Source organism: Arthrobacter sp. Soil761, assembly GCF_001428325.1.
GTDB lineage: Bacteria > Actinomycetota > Actinomycetes > Actinomycetales > Micrococcaceae > Arthrobacter.
On the sequence record NZ_LMSF01000023.1, the window covers coordinates 125822 to 143054 of the forward strand.

At 67.2% G+C, this 17233-nt stretch carries 15 protein-coding genes; 8 read left to right on the top strand and 7 right to left on the bottom strand.

The window, feature by feature from the left end:
- The first annotated feature begins 373 nt into the window (after positions 1-373).
- Positions 374-2668, top strand: coding sequence for a catalase/peroxidase HPI (gene katG, locus ASG79_RS12720; RefSeq protein WP_056391610.1), 2295 nt, complete (start codon positions 374-376; stop codon positions 2666-2668).
- A 59-nt stretch (positions 2669-2727) separates the two neighbouring features.
- Here the strand turns inward: katG and ASG79_RS12725 are convergent, their stop codons facing one another.
- On the bottom strand, positions 2728-3966 hold the full coding sequence (locus ASG79_RS12725; RefSeq protein WP_056391612.1) for a GAF domain-containing sensor histidine kinase: 1239 nt from the start codon (positions 3964-3966) through the stop codon (positions 2728-2730).
- A gap of 127 nt (positions 3967-4093) precedes the next feature.
- Here ASG79_RS12725 and ASG79_RS12730 point away from each other — a divergent pair, with 127 nt between their 5' ends.
- Complete coding sequence (locus ASG79_RS12730; protein ID WP_056391615.1) at positions 4094-4612, top strand: GNAT family N-acetyltransferase; 519 nt, start codon at positions 4094-4096, stop codon at positions 4610-4612.
- A gap of 189 nt (positions 4613-4801) precedes the next feature.
- On the opposite strand, the gene ASG79_RS12735 is transcribed toward ASG79_RS12730, so the two are convergent.
- The 4 genes from ASG79_RS12735 to ASG79_RS12750 all read right to left on the bottom strand — a co-directional run bounded on the left by ASG79_RS12735 (position 4802) and on the right by ASG79_RS12750 (position 8738).
- Complete coding sequence (locus ASG79_RS12735) at positions 4802-4987, bottom strand: hypothetical protein (protein ID WP_056391618.1); 186 nt, start codon at positions 4985-4987, stop codon at positions 4802-4804.
- Between the two features lie 79 nt (positions 4988-5066).
- Positions 5067-6680 carry an AMP-binding protein gene (locus ASG79_RS12740; protein WP_056391621.1) on the bottom strand — a complete coding sequence of 538 codons (1614 nt, stop codon included), beginning with the start codon at positions 6678-6680 and terminating at the stop codon, positions 5067-5069.
- Between the two features lie 86 nt (positions 6681-6766).
- Complete coding sequence (locus ASG79_RS12745) at positions 6767-7426, bottom strand: response regulator transcription factor (RefSeq protein WP_056391624.1); 660 nt, start codon at positions 7424-7426, stop codon at positions 6767-6769.
- Complete coding sequence (locus tag ASG79_RS12750; protein ID WP_200953169.1) at positions 7419-8738, bottom strand: sensor histidine kinase; 1320 nt, start codon at positions 8736-8738, stop codon at positions 7419-7421. Before ASG79_RS12750 ends, ASG79_RS12745 begins: the two co-directional genes overlap by 8 nt.
- A 166-nt stretch (positions 8739-8904) precedes the next feature.
- Between ASG79_RS12750 and ASG79_RS12755 the strand changes: the two genes are divergently transcribed.
- Together ASG79_RS12755 and ASG79_RS12760 are read left to right on the top strand one after the other, a co-directional pair.
- Positions 8905-10008, top strand: a complete 1104-nt coding sequence (locus ASG79_RS12755; RefSeq protein ID WP_056391626.1) for an FtsX-like permease family protein — start codon at positions 8905-8907, stop codon at positions 10006-10008.
- 26 nt (positions 10009-10034) lie between these two features.
- Positions 10035-10739, top strand: coding sequence for an ABC transporter ATP-binding protein (locus ASG79_RS12760; RefSeq protein WP_056391629.1), 705 nt, complete (start codon positions 10035-10037; stop codon positions 10737-10739).
- A gap of 24 nt (positions 10740-10763) precedes the next feature.
- Here the strand turns inward: ASG79_RS12760 and ASG79_RS12765 are convergent, their stop codons facing one another.
- The gene (locus ASG79_RS12765) at positions 10764-11516 is read right to left on the bottom strand and encodes a ZIP family metal transporter (protein WP_056391631.1); all 753 of its coding nucleotides are present in this window, start codon (positions 11514-11516) and stop codon (positions 10764-10766) included.
- Between the two features lie 169 nt (positions 11517-11685).
- Here ASG79_RS12765 and ASG79_RS12770 point away from each other — a divergent pair, with 169 nt between their 5' ends.
- Positions 11686-12162, top strand: a complete 477-nt coding sequence (locus tag ASG79_RS12770; protein ID WP_018770693.1) for a sensor histidine kinase — start codon at positions 11686-11688, stop codon at positions 12160-12162.
- Positions 12163-12255: 93 nt separating this feature from the next.
- Here the strand turns inward: ASG79_RS12770 and ASG79_RS12775 are convergent, their stop codons facing one another.
- Entirely contained in the window at positions 12256-12867 is a 612-nt protein-coding gene (locus ASG79_RS12775; RefSeq protein WP_018770694.1) for an NADPH-dependent FMN reductase, read from the bottom strand.
- Between the two features lie 227 nt (positions 12868-13094).
- Here ASG79_RS12775 and ASG79_RS23855 point away from each other — a divergent pair, with 227 nt between their 5' ends.
- From ASG79_RS23855 to ASG79_RS12785, 3 genes are all read left to right on the top strand, one after another.
- On the top strand, positions 13095-13247 hold the full coding sequence (locus ASG79_RS23855; protein ID WP_200953170.1) for a hypothetical protein: 153 nt from the start codon (positions 13095-13097) through the stop codon (positions 13245-13247).
- A 143-nt stretch (positions 13248-13390) separates the two neighbouring features.
- Complete coding sequence (locus tag ASG79_RS12780) at positions 13391-16048, top strand: Tat pathway signal sequence domain protein (protein ID WP_235509803.1); 2658 nt, start codon at positions 13391-13393, stop codon at positions 16046-16048.
- Positions 16049-16225: 177 nt separating this feature from the next.
- Positions 16226-17194, top strand: a complete 969-nt coding sequence (locus tag ASG79_RS12785) for an SRPBCC family protein (RefSeq protein ID WP_056391636.1) — start codon at positions 16226-16228, stop codon at positions 17192-17194.
- Positions 17195-17233 lie beyond the last annotated feature (39 nt).

Here is a 17233-nt window from a genome sequence, read left to right on the forward strand (position 1 = left end):
GCTTCTTTACCCGAAGTCTCTTGGGCGCACGCGGCAGCGCGCTGGTGGCAGTGTCGTCGCTCCTCGCAAGGAAGAGGGCTACAAGGCTTGAACCGTCCATGAAGTTGTTTCCTGAAATTTCGAAAGTCCCACGCAAAAGGGTGGGAAGAAATGGAGAGTGCGGACTGACTGAGAGAGGACCCGCACTTTGATTATGGCTGGGGGCAGCGGCAGCCTCCCAACCGGTTGACCAACTGTTACGTTCCCTCACTTGGAGAACGGATCCCTCCTGGAAAAGAGGGGTTTCCCTCCCCCGCGTCTATGTTCCAATAGGAGGGTTGCACCGGCTGCCCGAGTCCAACCGCGGCCTCGGCCCAACGGAAGGAAGAAGCACATGACCGAACCCCAAGACCATCCCCCGGTCCCCACGCCCGGGAGCGCACAGGGCCTGGACCAGAAGGTTGAGGGTGGGTGCCCCGTAGCCCATGGCAGCGCCACGGCCCAGGGCAGCGAAAGTGAAAACCCGGCGATTGACACGCCGCAGCCCAAGGGGCACCGGCCACGGACCAACCAGGACTGGTGGCCCAACCAGCTGGACCTTTCCGTGCTTCATGCGCACAGCCAGGCGAGCAACCCGCTGGGCCCGTCATTCAGCTACCGCGAGGAATTCCAGAAGCTGGACGTGGAGGCACTCAAGCGTGACATCACCGAGGTCCTGACCACCTCGCAGGATTGGTGGCCGGCGGACTTCGGCCACTACGGCGGCCTCATGATTCGGCTGAGCTGGCACGCCGCAGGCACCTACCGCGTCCAGGACGGCCGCGGCGGAGCAGGTGACGGCAGCCAGCGGTTTGCCCCGCTGAACAGCTGGCCGGACAACGCCAACCTGGACAAGGCCCGGCGCCTGCTGTGGCCGGTCAAGCAGAAGTACGGCCAGAAGCTCTCCTGGGCCGACCTGCTGGTCCTCGCCGGAAACGTTGCCCTGGAATCGATGGGCTTCAAGACCTTCGGCTTTGCCTTTGGCCGGGAGGACGTGTGGGAGCCCGAGCAGATCTTCTGGGGCCCGGAGGATGCCTGGCTCGGCGACGAGCGCTACGTCGGCGAAGGGCAGATGTCCGAAGAGGTCGGCTCCACCGAAATGGGCCTGATTTACGTCAACCCCGAAGGCCCCAAGGGCAACCCGGACCCGGTGGCCGCTGCCGCGTTCATCCGCGAGACCTTCAAGCGGATGGCAATGAACGACGAAGAAACCTTCGCGCTGATCGCCGGCGGCCACACCTTCGGCAAGACCCATGGCGCCGGCCCCGCCGATGCTCACGTGGGTCCCGAACCGGAAGCCGCCAACCTTGAGGCACAGGGCCTGGGCTGGCTCAGCACCTACGGCAGCGGCAAGGGTGGCGACACCATCACCTCGGGCCTTGAGGTCACCTGGACGGACAGGCCTACGCAATGGAGCAACCGCTTCCTGGAGATCCTGTTCGAGTACGAGTGGGAACTGGTCAAGAGCCCGGGTGGCGCCCACCAGTGGGTGGCCAAGGACGCCCCCGAGATCATCCCGGACGCCCACGATCCCGCTAAGAAGCACCGGCCCACCATGCTGACAACGGACCTGTCGCTGCGCTTCGACCCCGTCTATGAGGCGATCGGACGGCGCTTCCTCAAGAACCCGGACGAGTTCGCCCTGGCGTTCGCCAAGGCCTGGTACAAGCTGCTGCACCGCGACATGGGCCCGGTGGGGCCCCACATGCTGGGCCCGTGGGTCCCGGAGCCGCAACTGTGGCAGGACCCCGTTCCCGCCGTCGACCATGAACTGATTGACGACCAGGACGTCGCCTCCCTGAAGGCCAAGCTGCTGGATTCCGGCCTGACCATCCCGCAACTGGCCGGCACGGCCTGGGCCTCGGCTGCCACCTACCGCAAGACGGACCGCCGTGGCGGCGCCAACGGTGCCCGGATCCGGCTGGAGCCGCAGCGCAGCTGGGACGTCTCCGAACCGGAGCAGCTGTCCACCGTACTCCAGGCCCTTGAGCGTGTCCAGGATGAGTTCAATTCAGCCCAGGCAGGCGGCAAGAAGGTGTCCCTCGCCGACCTGATCGTCCTGGCCGGCGCGGCTGCGGTGGAAAAGGCCGCTGCCGACGCAGGGTTCCCCGTGACTGTGCCGTTCCGGCCCGGCCGCACGGACGCCACCCAGGAGCAGACCGACGTCGAATCATTCCAGTACCTGCAGCCGCGGGCTGACGGGTTCCGCAACTACCTGCGGCCCGGCCTGAAGCTCCAGCCAGAGACCCTCCTGCTGGACAAGGCCTACATGCTGGACCTCTCCGCGCCGGAAATGACGGCGCTGGTGGGCGGCATGCGTGCCCTGGGCACCAACGTGGGCGGCGCCGGCCACGGCGTGCTGACGGACAGGCCGCAGGTCCTGACGAACGATTTCTTCGTCAACCTCCTCTCACCAGGCACCAAATGGAAGGCGTCCGAGTCGGAGGAAAATGTCTACGAAATTACCGATGCCACCACCGGTGAGCTGAAGTGGACGGCCACCCCCGTGGACCTGGTCTTCGGCTCCAACTCGCAACTGCGCGCCCTCGCCGAGGTCTACGCCAGCGACGACGCCCGGGAGAAGTTCGTCAACGACTTCGTGGCCGCCTGGACCAAGGTCATGGAGCTGGACCGCTTCGACCTGAACTAGACCCCTAAGTCAGGGCCGGCTGCATACCGCAGCCGGCCCTGACTCCTTTGAAGCGATTGTCAGGGTCCGGCGGGAAAGCTGATCACCGCGGTGGTGCCGCCGCCCGGCGTCTCTTTCAGGCTCAGCTCTCCACCGTGGGCTTCCACAACGCGCCGGGCGATTGCCAGGCCCAGACCCGAGCCGTGTCCGTCACCGTCCCTGTGGAGCCGGACGAGGGGTTCCAGGACGCGCTGCCGGTCCTCCGGGGCGATCCCCTTGCCGTTGTCCGCCACAAACACCGTGGTTCCGTGGTAGTTGGAAATACCGCTGATGCGGACCTTGAGGTCCCGGTCCGGGCTCCGGTAATTCACGGCGTTGGCCACCAGGTTCTGCAGGAGCGTGCGCAGCTGGCCGGGATCCACATGGAGCTTCATAGCCTCGGCGTCCAGGACGGCGCCACTGCCGAAGGACAGGCCCAGATCCTTGGCGACCTCTGCTGCCACCGTCTGGAGGGAGACCCGTTGCCGCTGGAGGGCACCGCCCATCCGGGAGTAGGTCAGGACGTCTTCAAGCATGGCGAGCATCCGGTGCCCGCTGGCATCGATGATCTGGAGGTACTCGGCCGCAGGGTGGTCGCCGTCCACCTCGTCCCCGGCCATCTCCACGTAGCCCAGCATGGTGGTGAGGGGTCCGCGCAGGTCGTGGCTGACACGTCCCGCGAACTCCGCCAGTTTGGCATTGCTTTCGCGCACCTCGCTGAGGGCGCTGTTCAGCTGGAGGGTTCGCCGCTGGAGTTCCAGGAGCTGGACGGCCTGGCGGGCCAGGATCTCCAGCATGCCCAGCTGGTCCTTCCCAGGGGTGCCCGGGGTATTGGCGAAGACACAGAGGGAGCCCAGCACGAACCCGGACGCGGTCTCCAGGGGCACCGACGCGTAGAACCGCACGGAGGCGATCTCCCCTGTCACAAACGGATTCGATGCGAGGCGGGGGTCCAGGGATGCGTCGGGGACAACGGTCGGCTTCCCCGAAAGGAAGACTTGTGAACACATGGAATCTTCGCGGGCGCAGACGGCGGCCTCAAAGCCGACGGCCGCCACCTGCTGTTGCTGATCGGAGGTGACAACATTGATCACGCCGAAGGGGACGCCGCAAAGTTTGGCGGCCAACTGAACCAGGTTCTTCAGGGGTTCCGTAGACAGCTCGTCAGGGGTGTGCGTGGATCCTTCGTCAGCGGCAAAGGCGAACCCGTATTCCTGCAGCAGTTCGTCCCGCCCGGCCGGATCCGCGGGAGCTGCAGTTACCGTCTGAGTGCGCGCCATGAATTGTCCCCTTTCAGACCGCAAATTTGGGTCCGGGGCCGATAGTACAGGCCAGCAGCGATTTCCCGGGAACGCGCTCACCGTGCACGGCCGGAACGCAGGCACACCCGCAGCATAGGATCTTCTCATGGCCCAGCTCATCGCACCAGACGTCAGCCTCCACTCATCGTGGCTTGAGGCAGCGGCAGAGTTTGCCGGTGCCCGGCAGGACGGTGCGGGCGCAGACAGCTGGTCCCCGGACGATCTCATCGGTGCACAGGCGTTCAGCCGGTTCGTTGACGTCCTCATCAAAGACGCCAGGCCGGAAACGGTGCGGAAGCCCGGCTACGTGCCCTGCACCTACCTGTGGATTGTCGACGGCGGCACGTTCCTCGGCTCGCTGGCCATCAGGCACAGCTTGAACGACTACCTCCTCAACGAAGGCGGGCACATCGGCTACAGCGTCAGGCCCTCCGCGAGGCGGCGCGGCCATGCAGCGAAAGCGTTGGCAGACGCGCTTCCCGTGGCGCGGACGCTGGGGATCGAACGGGTGCTCCTGACCTGCGACGAGGCCAATGCCGGCTCGAGGGCCACCATTGAAAAGAATGGCGGGCAGTACGAAGACACGCGCAACGGCAAGCGCCGCTATTGGATAGAGAACGCCTAGCCCATGGGGGGAAGCCCCCGCGCGAGTCTAGCTCCAGCGCAGGGGCCTCCAATGCTTCCTGCCGGGGAACTGACGTGGAAGCAGTTAAGAAATTACCGGTCGGTAGCCTGCCTAAATGCCCAAAACCGGCACCTTCGGCCAATCTTGAGCCAACCTTGAGCGGAACTCACTGCTCGATCTCATCGGAACTCAGTCCGTTGGCCCCGCCGCGGCATCCGGATCCTCTTCCGGTTCAAAGGTGTTGGGCTCGGCGCCGTCGGAAATCCCGACGCCGTCCTTACCACCGGGGATCCCGCCGTCGGCATTGCCTTTGCCGGCCGCCGAGCCTTCCTGCGGCTCATCCCCGGGCAGTGAATCAGATGAATTGATGGACATCGCTCCTCCTTCTGTGGCTGGGCCTCCACGCTAACAGCCCCCGACCCAAAAGGCGCCGGAAGGCGGCCATCTCCTGAAGTCAGCGGCCCAGTTCCGCGGCCCGCTGCTGCCTCAGGATGTAGCGCTGCAGCTTGCCCGACGGCGTCTTTGGCAGGTCCTCAACGAAGTGGACGCGGCGCGGGTAGGCGTGTGCGGCGAACTGCGTCTTGACCATGGTCTGCAGTTCGGCCACCAGGGCATCACTGCCGGTGGTCCCTTCCGCCAGGACAACATAAGCCTCCAGGACTTCTCCGCGCAGTTCGTCGGGAGCGCCCACCACGGCAGTTTCCAGGACCGCCGGATGGGTGGCCAGGACGCTCTCCACATCGAAAGGGCCAATCCGGTAGCCGGCCATGATGATCACGTCGTCATCACGGGAGGAGAAGAAATAGTAGCCGTCCGCGTCCACCATGCCCGCGTCGCCGGTCAGGTACCACTTGGCGTCCGCACTGAATCTTTCCGCCGTCTTTTCCGGTGCGTCCTGGTACCCCTTGAACCACATCATGGGGCTATCTGCCACATTGACGGCAACCCGGCCCAGTTCACCCGGCGCGGCCGGCTCGTCGGCGTTGTCCTTGAGGACCGCACAGCTCCACCCCGGCAGGGGCCGGCCCATGGAACCCGGCCTGAGTTCCGTCCGCACGCCGTCATGCCAGGCATTGATGATCATCATCCCGTGTTCGGTCTGTCCGTAATGGTCCCGTACCGGAACCCCCAGCACTTCCCGGGCCCAGCTGATCACCTCCGGGGTCAGCGGTTCGCCGGCGGACGAGGCGCGCCGAAGGTGGAAAGGACCTATTCCGGCGCCGGCTTTCGCGCGCATGGTGCGGTACACGGTGGGAGCAGCCGCGAAGTTGGTGACGGAAAACGCCTCCAGCACTTTGAAGCTGAGTTCCGGCGAGAAACCCGGGCGCAGCAGGAGGTTCCGCCGCCCTGCCGCCATGGGACCGAGGATCCCGTAGTACAGGCCGTAGGCCCAGCCGGGATCTGCGGCATTCCAAAAAACATCCTCGTCACTGACGTCCAGGCCCAGCTCGACGTACTGGCGGAACGCGGCCAACGCCCGGACGGGCACCGGTACGCCCTTGGGTGCACCGGTGGTTCCGGACGTGAAGATCAGCACCAAATCACCGTCACCTCCCACAGCTTCGGCCGCGATCCCCGGTTGCTGCCTGGCAAGGAGCGGCGTGAGCGCCAGGTCCGGCAGGGATGCTTCTGCGCCGGCAACCACGACGGCGGCCTCGGTTTCCTGGATCTTCGCCCGCTGGTCGGCGTCGGTGATCACAGCCTTTGCGCCGGAGGCTGTGAGGCGAAGCTCGATGGCCGGCCACGCGAAGGCGGTGAACAGCGGCACGTGGACGGCACCGCGGCGCCAAATAGCCAGGAGCATGACCACCAGGTCCGCCGACTTTCCCATCAGGGTGGCCACCGCATCTCCCGGACCTATTCCCAACTCCGCCAAGGCGGCGGCTCCCCGTTCCGAGCGTTCCCGGAGCTCGCCGTAGGTGATGTCCTCGGCGGAGAGGTCGGCAGCAACCACCGTAAAGGCAACGGCGTTGGGATCGTGGCTGTCACACAGGAGTTCGGCCGCGCAGGCGTCGGCCGCACCGTAGGTGGAAAGAAGGGCATCAACGGCTGGGACCGGACGGGACATTCATTCTCCTTTGAACAATGTGACCTGGAACAGCGGCACCTGGAAACAGCGGCACCTGTAACGCAGTGGAATAAACGTACTGCAGGTCAGCCCCTGGCGCCCGGCGGCCTGATGATGCGCCGCTGGGCAGCGGCCGCGATGGCGGCGGTGCGGTTGTCCACGCCGAGCTTGCCGTAGATGTGCACCAGGTGGGTCTTCACCGTCGCCTCGGAAATGAAGACCTGCCTGGCGATGGCGCGGTTGGACAGGCCCGTGGCCAGCAGCTCCAACAGCTGCACCTCCCGGGGGGTCAGCGAAGTGCCGGGGTTGCTGATCCGGTCCATCAGCAGCGCAGCCGCCCGCGGCGCCAGGGCCGTCCCGCCAGCAGCCGCCTGCAAAACCGCCTGCCGGAGCTGGTCCGGCGGCGCGTCCTTCAGCATGTACCCGCTGGCTCCCGCCTCGACGGCCGCCAGGATGTCCGCGTCGGTGTCGTACGTGGTGAGGATGAGTACCGGCGGAGCGGCGTGAAGTTTGCGGATCTCGGCAGTGGCCGTGACACCGTCCATCCCCTCGCCCATTTGCAGGTCCATGAGGACCACATCCGGCGCCTCGCCCAGCGCCGTCAGCCGGGCCAGTTCCTTCAGCGCAGCGGCCCCGTCAGCGGCCTCGGCGGCGATGGAGATGCCCTCGATTCCGGTGAGCATGGCACGCAGCCCGGCACGGACCACGGGGTGGTCGTCCACCAGCAGGACGCGCACCTCACCCACGGGGACCGCCGTCCAGCGGCAGCCGGATGGCCACCACGGTGCCCTCGCCGGGCGCGGACTCCAGTGCCAGCGTCCCGTTCAATCCGGTGACCCGCTCCCGCAGCGAGCGCAGCCCGAACCCGCTGCCGTCCGCTGGGTCCGCGGCACCGGCCGCAGCGGCGGGATCAAAGCCCGTGCCGTCGTCGTAAATGTCCATGGTCACCTCGGTGCCCAGGAAGGCAAGGGTGACGACGGCGTTCGCTGCCCGGGAGTGTTCGCGGACATTCGCGAGGCTCGCCTGAGCCGCCCGCAGCAGGGTCACGCGGACCGGCTGGGGCAGATCCTGCGGCTCACCGTCCACCTCCAGCCGGCACCGCAACGCCACCCCAGCGGCCGCGGCGCCTGCCTCCGTCTTGCCGCACAACCGGCGCAGGGCCTCCACCAAAGTGGTCCCCTCCAGCTGTGGCGAGGACAGGCCGCGGACGAAGCTGCGCGCCTCCGCAAGGTTGTCGGCGGCGGTCTGCTGCACCAGCGCCAGCCGTGAGGATGCGGTCGCGGCATCACCGTCGGCGAGGGACTGCTCCGCCGCCCGTCCCAGGAGCACGATGCTGGACAGGCCCTGGGCCAGGGTGTCGTGGATTTCCCGGGCCAGCCGCTCCCGCTCCGCCAGCATCCCGGCGTCGTGCTGGGACCTCGCCAGCTCCTCCCGCGTCCGGCGCAGTTCGTCGGCCGCACGCCGCTGGTTTTCGGCCTCGCGGTACAGGGCCGCGTACGCCAGCCCGGTGATTACCGAGAAGACCGCACCCAGCACAGGTCCCACCACGGCCGCGGCATGCGGCACCGGGGCGCCGCTGGCAGCCCACTGGGAGGCAACCACCGCAACCGTCATCAGCGCGATGGTCAGCAGCGCAGCCCGCCGGGGCAGCAGGTGCAGGTGCAGAAAGAAGATGGGGAACGCCAGCCACGCAAAGTCCGCACTCCCGGCAAGCAGCAACGCCCACAAGCCCGTGACCAGGGCCAGCCAGTGCAGGCCGTAACGGCGGGGGTTGAAGCCGATCCGGGCTTCCGCGTGGCGCTTTTCGAGGACCGTTCCGGCCAGATACACAGCAGCGAGGACCACGGCGGCGCCCGCCCACAGCCAGCGCAGGGAACCACCGGACATCAGTATCCGGACCAGGGCCACGGCCAGCAGCACCGCGAACCCCGTGTGCAGGGTGACCCGCAGGACCCGAAGGATTGCCGCCGACGATGCGTTTTCCAGCGCATTCAACGGCCCCTTCGCGGGGATGCCGCCGGCCTTCTCCGGTGGTTGCGGCAGGGGCGTGGCAGGCATTTCCCCAGCTTATGCCGGGACCGCCTGCAGGGGATCAACCGAACGGTTGACTCCCGGCTCAACCCTTCCATCCCGGAGGATCAACCGTCCCCGCGATGCCGCCGGGGGCAGCCCCCGGGAGAGTGGAAGGACACAAGAATCCACCCCTGCTGAGAGAAGAAACAACGTGTTCCTGGCAATCCGCGATATCCGCTTCGCCAAAGGCCGGTTCGCCATGATGGGCGGCGTCGTAGCCCTGATCACCCTCCTGCTGGTCATGCTGTCAGGCCTGACAGCGGGCCTGGCCGAGCAGTCGACGTCGGCCATCGACAAGCTGGGCGCGGCCGGCACCAGGCCGGTGGATACCATCGTCTTCGGCGCTCCCGGTTCCGCCACCCCCAAGGCGTCCTACACGGAAAGCTCCGTGACGGCCGCCCAGGTGGAGCGCTGGAAGAACCAGCCCGGCGTCAGGTCCGCAGAGCCGCTGGGCATTACCCAGACCCGGGCCCAGACCGTCAAGGGGTCGGGCACGGCCAACGTGGCGGTTTTCGGCGTTTCCCCGGGAAGCCCGCTGGCACCCGTTGAGGTGTCCGCCGGCACCGCGGTGCTGGGTACCTCGGTTGCGCAGGCTCTGTCGGCCGGCCAAGGCGACAAAGTCTCCCTGGGCGGCGTGGAGCTTTCCGTCGCCGCGGTGGTGCCGGATCAGTGGTACGCACATACCAGCGTGGTGTGGACGGCCCTGCCGGCGTGGGCCAGGGCAGCGCACGTGTCCGACGGCGGACAGCTGGCGACCGTCGTCGCCGTCACCTACGCCCCGGGGGCCACGGTGGACGGCGCCGCCGTCGACGCAGCCGCGCATACGGTCAGCACCTCACGCGCCGGGTCCTTCCAGGCGCTGGGCTCCTTCAAGAGCGAGAACGGGTCCCTGACCCTGATGCAGGCGTTCCTGTACGGGATCTCGTCACTGGTGATCGTGGCATTCCTGACCGTATGGACCATCCAGCGGACCCGTGACATTGCCGTGCTGAAAGCCATGGGCGCGCCCGGTGCCTACATCCTCCGGGACGCCCTGACCCAGGCCGCGATCGTCCTCACCGCCGGTGCCGCCGTCGGTGGAGCCGTGGGCGTCGCGGCCGGTTCCCTTGCCGCCCAGGCTGCCCCGTTCCTGCTGAACGCGGGCACCACGGTGCTTCCCGTCGTCGGGATTGTTGCCCTGGGCCTGGCCGGCGCCGCACTGGCGGTCCGCCGCGTGACCAAGGTCGACGCGCTCCTGGCGCTCGGCGGCAACTAATCCACCCTTACGAAAGGAACGCCATCATGCCCTCCCCCACCCCCGCTCCCCTGAGCCTGGTCAACGTCACCCTCGAATATCCGGACGGCGGCGGAACCACCACCGCCCTGGACCGGGTCAGCCTCACGGCCCCGGCCGGCCAGCTGATTGCGCTCGTGGGCCCTTCGGGCTCCGGCAAATCAAGCCTCCTGGCCGTCGCCGCCACCCTGGTCCGCCCCTCCCACGGGCAGGTCATGATTGACGGCACCGATACCGGTGGCCTCAGGGACAAGGAGCTCACCGCGCTGCGCCGGCACAAGGTGGGCATCATCTTCCAGCAGCCCAACCTGCTGCCCTCGCTCACCGCCGTCGAACAGCTCATCATCAGCGACCACCTGCGCGGAAAGCCTGCCAAGGCGGCTCGGACGAAGGCCGCGGAACTGCTGGACGTCGTTGGCCTCTCCGCGAGCGCCAGGAAACTGCCGCACCAGCTCTCCGGCGGCCAGCGCCAGCGGGTGAACATCGCCCGGGCACTCATGGGCAGCCCCAAAGTGCTGCTGGTGGACGAACCAACCGCCGCTCTGGACCATGAACGCAGCGCCTCGATCATCGGGCTCCTCCGCCAGGTGACCACCGGGTTCGGGGTGGCCACCGTGATGGTCACCCATGACACCGAGTTCGTGCCGCTGACGGACGTGGTGGCCACCATGCGGGACGGCAGGCTGACGGCGCCGGTGTTGACGGGGGCGTAGGGGCCTCTGTCCTCACCCCTGTCCTCACCCCAGGTGGTGCACCGTAAACGCCGTCAGGAACCCCACGGCCGCGGTGAGTCCGGTCAGGTTGTGGTGCTCCTCGAAGGCCTCGGGAATCATCGTGTCCGCCAGCATGGCCAGGATGCCGCCGGCGGCAACGGAGGTGATGAATGCGACCAGCTCATCCGGGGCGTCCTCCAGCGCCACATATCCCAGCAGCGCTGCCACTCCGCTCAGGAGCGCAATGCCGCCCCAGAGCCCGAACACGTACCCCCTGCTCCGGCCCGCCTTCTTCATGCCGGCGGTGCCGGACAGGCCCTCCGGCACGTTGGAGATGAAGACGGCTGCCAGCATGGCAGGACTCACCGCTCCGCCGGCCAGCAGGCCGACGCCCAGGACCACCGATTCCGGGACGCCGTCCAGCAGTGCACCGACGGCGATGGCGGTGCCGCTGCCCGGATTGTCCTTTTCGGAGGGCTGCTGGTCCCCGGACCGCTTGCGGTGCTTGGCGCCGGCCCTGGCCAGGAGCACGTTGGCGCCCACGTAAACCACTGCCCCCGCCAGGAAGCCCGCCACCGTGGGCCAAAGGCCACCGCCCTTGACCGCCTCGTCCACCAGTTCAAAGGCAAGGGCCGAGATCAGCACGCCTGCGCCGAAAGCCATGACCGTCGAGACGATTTTGGAGGGGATGGACCACCGCCAGGACACGGCAGCTCCCAGGACCAGGGCAGCACCGGCACCGGTGCCCCATACAAGTGACATCAACCAGGTAGGCATACCTCTTCCGTCCCCAGCGCGGCGGCAATGAAACAAGGGGCAGCAGTGCACCCGGTCACCCTCCACGGGCAGAATTGATGGGATCTTGAGGCAAACCTTGCCATCCCTAGACATTGCAGGTCCACGCTTTAGCCATAGGACCAAACCAGCTTGTGGGGAGCAGGAAGTCATGGGAAGCAGAACAGCGTTGGACAACGAGGTCACAACCGTGGGAGGCGTGCTGACGGACAAGCAGCCGCTGGATTTCCACACGTTGGGACTGGCCGGGTGCATTGACCGGCTTACCGCCCCCCTGAGGCAGCGCGGGACCTCGGTCCACTGGGATACTCCGCACTGGGGCGTCGAGATCCCGGCGGACTGCGCGTCCCTCCTGTACCAGTCGGCCCGCGAGGCGCTCAGCAACGCGTTCAAATTCTCGTCCGCGTCCACGCTCAGCATCCAGCTGGCGGCTGTTGACCACGGCATCCGCTTGGTAGTGGCCGACGACGGCACGGGCTTCGACAGCATCCTCGCCAAGAGCGGGCGGCACCACGGCTACGGCCTGCGGCTCATGGCGGTCGCCGTGCAGGAAGCGGGCGGCGCAGTGGAGATCAGTTCCAGCCCCGGCCAGGGCACCAGCGTGACGGTGACGCTGCCGCTGGACTGACCCGCCGGCTCGCGATGCCGGCATAAAGACTCGGATGCCCGCCGTTGCTGGGACGGCGGGCATCCGTACGCCTTATGAAAACCCGCCAGGGAATCAGCGGGAAAGCTTGGCGGCGTCCGGTTCCAGGTCGCCGATGTGACCGGGCGCGTTGGCGGCCAGGACCCGTGCCACGAAGGCCGCATACTCTTCCATGTAGTGGCTGAGGAACTTGGCGGTGGACCCGTCCTTGACCTCGCCGTCGTCGCCAAAAACCTTGGGATCGTACTTGACGTAGGCCTCCGGCGCATTCAGCTGCGGTGCGTCCAGGAAGCTCAGGACGGCCCGCATGGAGGACTGCATCACGGCCGTCCCGATGCTGCCAGGTGAGGCGCCGATGATGCCGGTGGGCTTGCGGGCAAAGGAGTTGGTGCCCCAGGGCCGGGATCCCCAGTCGATGGCGTTCTTGAGGGCTCCCGGGATGGAGCGGTTGTATTCCGGGGACACGAAGAGGATCCCGTCCGCGGCCTCGATGGCTTCCTTGAGGGCCCGGCCCTCCGGCGGGAAGTCGGCGTCATAGTCGTAGCTGTACAGCGGGAGGTCCTTGATGGGGATCTCCGTGAATTCCAGTTCCCCGGGCGCGAGTTTGATCAGGGCCTTGGCCAGAACCCGGTTGATGGAGCCGCTGGCCAGGCTGCCCACGAAATATCCGATCTTGTACGTTGCCATGAGTGGTCCTTTCCAACAGCCGGGCCGCGCCGGCTGGGTCGGTTTGGGTTGGAAATGGCGCCGTCCCAGCAGCCTGGAGGGGCGAAGAAACGGCGGTTGGTGCTCACTGCTTCACCAGTCCAGCACACAAGCCCTGCTGCGGCCAGAGTGCGTGGGAGGTCCTTGACACGTCGTGGAGCGAAGCGCTGAATGAGGGGTACCGCGAACCAGCGCCACGAGGAGCAGCCATGACTGAAGATCGCTCACGGAACGACGACGACCGGGTCCACGCTGAATCGCCCGCCGAAGGCGATCCGGACGCCGACCCTGCCGACATCCGCGTCCACTCCCAGGACCCCGCCGAGGGAGCAGACGACGACGGGGACCCCGCCAGGAAATAGCCGCCCGGACGCCAGCCCCGGCCCAGCAGCCAACCGTCCCGCCTGGCAAAATCCCCTTGCACGCACGCCACCTGTCTACTACGTTGTAGGTCATCGAGAAAGCGCTTTCCCACTATTGGGACTTCCGTGCGCAGCAATCACCAGTGGAATTGGATGACATGACGGACAACACCCTCATCAGGTGGATCGACGGGCAGGCACCCGCAGAAATCAGCGGCGGAACCACGTGGGGGATGCCGTTCCCGCGCGGCACCGCGCAAGGTGTGGAGGCGTTGTCAGTTGCGGACGGCAGCGGCACGCCGGTCCCCAGCCAGGCCTGGCCCCTGGCCACCTGGCCGGACGGGTCCCTGAAGTGGGCGGGCATTGCGCTGCCGGCAACGGATACGCCCTCGGACACCTATCAGGTGAGGGCCGACGGCGGCACGGCCGCCGAACCCAGCCAGCCGTCGTCGGCCGGCGCGTCCGTCACGGTCACCGAAAGTGCCGACACCCTCACCGTGGACACCGGCGTCCTGCAGATGGTGATCAACCGCGGCGGCTCCACCCTGTTCAGCACCCTTTCCCGGAACGGGCGGGAAGTTGCCCGGGACGCCCGGCTGGTCAGCCTGCTGCAGGACAGCGTCCCCGAGGGCGCGGGAACGGTTGGCCGGGACGCCTTCACCGGCGGGGTCACCGCCGTCGTCCTGGAACAATGCGGCCCCGTGCGGGCGGTGGTGCGGCTGGAAGGCAACCACCGTCCGGACACCCCAGAAAGCGGAAAGCGGGACTGGCTGCCGTTTGTGGTCCGCTTCTACTTCCATGCCAACGCCCGCAGCGTGCGGATGGTGCACTCTTTCATTTGGGACGGAGACGCGGACCAGGACTTCCTGGCAGGACTGGGCGTGCGGTTCACGGTGCCACTGGCGGCGGAGCTGCACAACCGGCACATCCGCATCGCCGGAGCCGACGGCGGGTTCCTCGCTGAGGCAGTCCGCGGCCTCACCGGACTTCGCCGCGACCCGGGCGAGGACGTACGGGAGGCGCAGATTAACGGCCGCCCCACTCCCCCGCCGGATACCTGGAATCCTGAAGTCTCGACCCGCCTCCACCTGGTTCCCACGTGGGGCGACTACACCCTGAGCCAGCTCAGCGCCGACGGATTCGAGCTCCGCAAGCGCACCGCCGCCGGCCACGGCTGGGTGGGAATCACCGGCGGCACCCGCGCCGGCGGCTTCTGCTCCCTGAGCGATACCCGCGGCGGACTCGGGGTGGGCATCAAGGACTTCTGGCAGTCCCACCCGGGCCAGCTGGACATCCGCGGCGCCGCCACCGGCGAGGCCTCGCTCACGGCGTGGCTGTTCTCCCCCGAGGCCCAGCCCATGGATCTGCGTTTCTACCACGACGGCCTGGGCCAGGAAACGTTCGAGGAACAGCTCGACGGCCTGGAAATCACGTATGAGGACTATGAGCCGGGCTTCGGCAACCCCACGGGAATTGCCCGCACCCACGAGTTGACCCTGTTCGCCTACGATGCCACCGCGCCCACCGAAAGCCTCGCGGCCGACGCCGCCTCCGCTGCCACCCCGGCCCTGCTGCAGGCCACACCGGAGTATCTGCACTCGGCGGGCGTCTTTGGCGACTGGGATCCGGTGGACCGGAGCACTCCCGCGCGGGCCGTGCTTGAAGACCGGTTGGACTTCCTGTTCGATTTCTACGCCGGCCAGGTGGAACAGCGGCGCTGGTACGGCTTCTGGAACTACGGCGACGTGATGCACACCTACGACTTTGACCGGCACGTGTGGCGGTACGACGTGGGCGGCTACGCCTGGGACAATTCGGAACTGTCCCCCGACCTGTGGCTCTGGTATTCCTACCTGCGCTCCGGCCGGGCGGACATCTTCCGCTTTGCCGAGGCCATGACCCGGCACACGGGAGAAGTGGACGTTTACCACCTGGGTCCCTGGAAGGGGCTCGGCTCACGGCACAACGTCCAGCACTGGGGCTGCAGCGCCAAGCAGCTGCGGATCAGCACGCCGGCCTACCGGCGTTTCTACTACTACCTGACGGCGGACGAGCGCACCGGGGACCTGCTGACCGAACTGGTGGACAGCGACCAGAACTTCCTGGGTCTTGACCCCGTGCGCAAGGTCCGCCCGGATGCCGGCACCTACCGCCCCAACCGCGGCGCACTTGGCGTGGGGCTGGGGACGGACTGGGGTTCCCTCGCCGCAACCTGGCTGACGGACTGGGAACGCACCGGCAACCCGCGTTCCCGCGACCGGCTGCTGGGCACCATGGCGGACATCGGGGCGCTCAAGTACGGCTTCCTCACCGGTGAAGCGCTGTATGACCTGGACAAGGGCCGGTTCGACTCCGGCCGCGAGCAGATCCAGGTCTCACACCTCAGCGCGGTGTTCGGCTTGGTGGAAATCTGCAGCGAGCTGGTGGACCTGGTGCCGGACCCGGAGTTCGAGCGGGCCTGGCTGCAGTACTGCCGGCTCTTTCTGGCATCGAAGGAGGAACAGGTGGAAGCCGTGGGCCGGCCGCTCGACGGCATCCATCTCACCCAGGCCCACAGCAGGCTGACGGCCTACGCGGCGGCCAGGTTGCAGGACCCCGAACTGGCAGCCCGGGCATGGGAAAGCTTTGCCGAAGGCGGGGAGCACCTGAACCACGAATCGGCCTTCACCCTGCGGAAAATCGAGCCGCCCCACGTGCTGGCGCCCGTGGACGAGGCGCCGACGGTGTCCACCAATGACACCGCCCAGTTCGGGCTGGCAGTCATCCAGAACCTGGCGCTCGTGGGCCGGTACCTGGACTGACACTCCTGCGTGGCACAAAACCGCGACGGCGGCACCTGGCCGGGTGCCGCCGTCGTCCGTTTTCCGCCATGACCAAGTTGGACTCTGGAAACATCCAAGATCAAAAGGTATGTTAGTAAGCATGCTGATGATTCTTCCCGAGTCATTGGTTTCCGGTAGCAAAGCGAAGGAGACGTTATGAGCACGAAGGTGGAAAAACGCATTCTGGTGAACGTACCGGTGAGCACCGCTTATAACCAGTGGACCCAGTTCGAGGAATTCCCGCACTTCATGGGCGGCGTCAAGAGCGTGACCCAGCTCAGTGACGACCGGCTGGAATGGGTGGCCGAGATCGGCGGCGTCCGCAGGCAATGGGAAGCCAAGATTTTGGAGCAGGTCCCGGACCGCAAAGTTGCGTGGGCCGCGACCGAAGGTGCCACGAACGCCGGCGCTGTGGAGTTCGAGGACGTGGGAGGCGGCCAGACCTCCATCCGGCTGAGCCTCGAATACGAGCCCGAAGGCCTGATCGAGAAGGTGGGCGACAAGCTCAACGTCGTGGACCGGCAGGCGGAATCGGACCTGCAGAAGTTCAAGGAATTTATTGAGGACGAAGGCTACGCCAGCGGCGCCTGGCGCGGATCCGTCAATGCCGGCTCAGCTGTGGGCACGCCCGGTGTTGAACATGCAGGGGGCTCCCGCGGCGATTCCGGCAAGGCCGGCGTCTCCGGCAAGGTTGCGGCCGGCGTCGGCATCGCAGCGGCTGCGGGCGCAGCAGCGGCCATGGCTGCCAGCGGCAACAAGGAAGACACCGAAACGCGTGACGTGACGGTTACGCAGACCACTCCCGCGGTCCCGGCAGAACCGGTTGTGCCCGCGGAGCCCCTCACCACCGGCGCCACCACCGGCAGCGCCTACCCGGGCACGGGGACAACTGATACCACAACCCCAGGCACGACGTCGGGGGCCGGCTCCACCGGCTCGGTCGCCGACCTGGGCGATGACAGGATCGGCCACGCTTTTGACCAGACCAACGGCCTCGTGGACACCACCGGCGAGTCCGATGACACGGTTGCCGGCGAAAACCTGAGCGCCGGCGAACGGCGCGAGGACGACCGAAACGCCGACGGCGGCCTTCCGCCTGTGGGTGGCAACCTCGGCGGCCACTGACCCGTCCCAACCCAAGAACCAGCGCCGCCCGCCTTTCCC